Raw genomic sequence first — 747 nt, 5'->3', positions numbered from 1 at the left:
GCTTATCGCAAGTTAATACGTCCTTCATCGCCTCTGACTGCCAAGGCATCCACCGTGTACGCTTAGTCACTTAACCATACAACCCCAAGAGGTTTCGTATGGCAACAACCAAGGTTTCTCTCTAAAAGAGAGGATTTGTTTTCGCCGGACTCTTACACAAGACACTTGAATGTGTGTTTGTTTTGAGAACTCGTTTTATCTTTCGATAAAACATTTGTAATTGAATCCTAAGATTCAATTTACTAGTCAGCTTTCCAGATTGTTAAAGAACATGTGTTGTGCCTCATTGAGACATCATCACTTTCTAACGACTTTCACCGACAAAAATTGGACGCAATAACCTAAGCTACTGAATCAGTATGTCGTAAAAGTGTTTAGAAAGTGGTGGGCGATACCGGGCTCGAACCAGTGACCCCCTCCTTGTAAGGGAGGTGCTCTCCCAACTGAGCTAATCGCCCACGATAGTTTTAATTCCTTCGTGAGAAAGAATGGTGGGTCGTGTAGGATTCGAACCTACGACCAATTGATTAAAAGTCAACTGCTCTACCAACTGAGCTAACGACCCTTTGTTACTTTCTTTAGCAAAAAAGAAAGTGGCGTCCCGTAGGGGAGTCGAACCCCTGTTACCGCCGTGAAAGGGCGGTGTCCTAGGCCTCTAGACGAACGGGACTTAGTTTTTCGATGTTTTGGGAACATCGTGTTCTTTTACATTTCAACCAAGCAATCTGTGTGGACACTGCATCAAAC

At 43.9% G+C, this 747-nt stretch carries 3 tRNA genes; all 3 read right to left on the bottom strand.

Annotation, left to right across the window (positions count from 1 at the left end):
• Nucleotides 1–382 precede the first annotated feature (382 nt).
• Nucleotides 383–458 (bottom strand) — tRNA-Val (locus C9J48_RS27625).
• Between the two features lie 31 nt (nt 459–489).
• Nucleotides 490–565: transfer RNA gene (locus C9J48_RS27620), tRNA-Lys, on the bottom strand.
• A 29-nt stretch (nt 566–594) separates the two neighbouring features.
• Nucleotides 595–670: transfer RNA gene (locus tag C9J48_RS27615), tRNA-Glu, on the bottom strand.
• Nucleotides 671–747 lie beyond the last annotated feature (77 nt).

This window comes from Photobacterium profundum (assembly GCF_003026285.1).
In the GTDB taxonomy this organism is placed as follows: Bacteria; Pseudomonadota; Gammaproteobacteria; order Enterobacterales; family Vibrionaceae; genus Photobacterium; species Photobacterium profundum.
Note: the sequence above shows the minus strand (reverse complement) of the source record. Positions and strands in the feature narration are given on the sequence as shown.